This window comes from Bradyrhizobium sp., from assembly GCF_049798375.1.
In the GTDB taxonomy this organism is placed as follows: domain Bacteria; phylum Pseudomonadota; class Alphaproteobacteria; order Rhizobiales; family Xanthobacteraceae; genus Bradyrhizobium.
In genome coordinates this window covers 1-2,105 of sequence record NZ_JBARGP010000258.1, presented here as the reverse complement: position 1 = coordinate 2,105, position 2,105 = coordinate 1, and the positions used below count along the sequence as shown (strand labels likewise).

Below are 2,105 nucleotides of genomic sequence, written 5' to 3'. Positions count from 1 at the left end.
TCGCCGTTGATCCAGTCGCAGCCGCCGGAGATCAGGAACACCGCGAGGTTCTGCAATTCCTCCATGGTGCCGGTCCGGCCCATCGGGTTCGCCGCCTTGGTGCGCGCGCCCGCTTCGTCGCCGGGCTTGATGCGCTTGCTCATGCCTTCGGTCGGAATCTCGCCAGGCGCGATGGTGTTGAGGCGGATGCCGTAGCGGCCCCATTCGGTGGCGAGCGACATCGTCATGGCGTGGATCGCGGCCTTGCTCATCGCCGACGGCACCACGTAAGGCGAGCCGTTGCGCACCCAGGTCACCGTGATCGAAACGACATTGCCGGGCTGCTTCGCGGCGACCCAGCGCCGGCCGACGGCATGGGTGACGTAGAAGGTGCCGTGCATGACGATGTTGGCCACCGCATCGAAGCCGCGCGGACTCAATTCCTCGGTGCGGGATATGAAATTGCCGGCCGCATTGTTGATGAGATCAGTGAGGCCGCCGCCCTTGAAGATGGTCTCGATCATCTCGTCGACCGCCTGCGCATTCCTGATGTCGACGCCGTGGCTGGTGACGCGGCCGCCATACAGGTCCATCAGCTCCGTCGCGGTTTCGTCGCAGACGATTTTCCGTCGGCCGCAAATATGCACCTCGGCGCCGAGCTGCAGGAAGCGCGCAGCCATCGCCTTGCCGAGCCCGGTGCCACCACCGGTCACCAGAATCCGCCGACCGAGAAGAAGATCATTCTTGAACATGACAGTTTCCGCCTGAAATAGATTCTCAGTTAATTGGTCGATTGACTAAATCGCTGTGTCGGCATTCTGTAAAGCCGGAAAGAGACAACGGAGAAGCGTTCCATGGACAACCGCGTCGCGATCGAGATCACCGGCGGCGTCGCCGACGTTCGTCTGGTCAGGGCCGACAAGATGAATGCGCTCGACATGGCGATGTTCGAAGCGCTGGTCGCGGCGACCGAGCGGCTGTCAAAGGAGAAAGGCTTGCGCGCGGTGGTGCTGTCCGGAGAAGGGCGGGCCTTCTGCGCCGGCCTCGACATGGGCCGCTTCGCCGCGATGAAGGAAGGCGGCGGCAATGGCATTCCGGGCGGCGAGAAGCGCGACCTCACCGTCCGCACCCACGGTCAGGCAAATTTCGCCCAGCAGGCGGTGTGGGGCTGGCGCCAGTTGCCAGTACCGGTGATTGCTGCGGTGCATGGTGTCGCCTATGGCGGCGGCTTCCAGCTCGCGCTCGGCGCCGACATGCGTTACGTCGCGCCGGATACCAAGATGTCGATCATGGAGATCAAATGGGGCCTGGTGCCCGACATGGCCGGCACGCCTGTTCTGGCGACCCTGATGCGCGACGACATGCTGCGCGAGCTCACCTATACAGGGCGCGTTTTCTCAGCTGAAGAAGGCCAGCGCTACGGCCTCGTCACCCGCATCTGCGACGACCCGCGCGCGGCCGCGCTGGAGACCGCGCGCGAGATCGCGGCCAAGAGTCCGGACGCCATCAGGGCCGCCAAGCGGATGCTGAACAGCCTGTCGGTCGATCCCGGACCCGCGCTGCTCGCCGAGTCGGTCGAGCAGCAGAAGCTGATCGGCAGCCCGAACCAGCTCGAATCGGTCCGCGCCAACATCGAAAAGCGCGCGCCGAGATTTGCCGACTAGCATCGTCGTTCCGGGCGATGCGTCAGCGGCGAACCGGAACGACGAACCACAACCCGGCCAAGATCGGAAGCAAAAGAAGAAAAATGATCGAAACGTCCTCTCTCTATCGCGGCATCGTCTCCGGCGATCGCCGCCGCGGCCACGACGAGGTTGCCGATCGCGCGGCGCGGATGGCGGCGGGGCTCGCCGGCCTCGGCGTCGGTCCGGGCGATTCCGTCTGCATCCTGATGCGCAACGATATCGCCTTCATCGAAGCGGCCTATGCGGCGATGCGGCTCGGGGCTTATGGCGTGCCGGTGAACTGGCACTTCAAGCCGGAAGAGGTCGACTACATCCTCAGGGATTCCGGTACGAAAGTGCTGATTGGCCATGCCGACCTCCTGCATCCGCTCGAAGGCATCATTCCATCTGGCGTCACCGTGCTGAGCGTGCCGACGCCGCCGGAGATTTTGGCGACCTACA

3 protein-coding genes are annotated in these 2,105 nt (G+C 64.3%); 2 read left to right on the top strand and 1 reads right to left on the bottom strand.

The features are described 5' to 3' along the window. A partial coding sequence (locus tag WA702_RS11015; protein ID WP_425110546.1) for an SDR family oxidoreductase occupies positions 1–731 on the bottom strand: 731 nt, incomplete at its 3' end. Between the two features lie 102 nt (positions 732–833). Here WA702_RS11015 and WA702_RS11010 point away from each other — a divergent pair. Beyond that, positions 834–1,643 carry a crotonase/enoyl-CoA hydratase family protein gene (locus tag WA702_RS11010; RefSeq protein ID WP_425110545.1) on the top strand — a complete coding sequence of 270 codons (810 nt, stop codon included), beginning with the start codon at positions 834–836 and terminating at the stop codon, positions 1,641–1,643. An 83-nt stretch (positions 1,644–1,726) separates the two neighbouring features. Continuing rightward, on the top strand, positions 1,727–2,105 hold a 379-nt coding region (locus WA702_RS11005), incomplete at its 3' end, for an AMP-binding protein (protein WP_425110544.1).

What these genes read in the sequence shown, in the direction of transcription:
- WA702_RS11010 (WP_425110545.1), top strand. Translation starts at nt 834, where the DNA reads ATGGACAACCGCGTCGCGATCGAGATCACCGGCGGCGTCGCCGACGTT.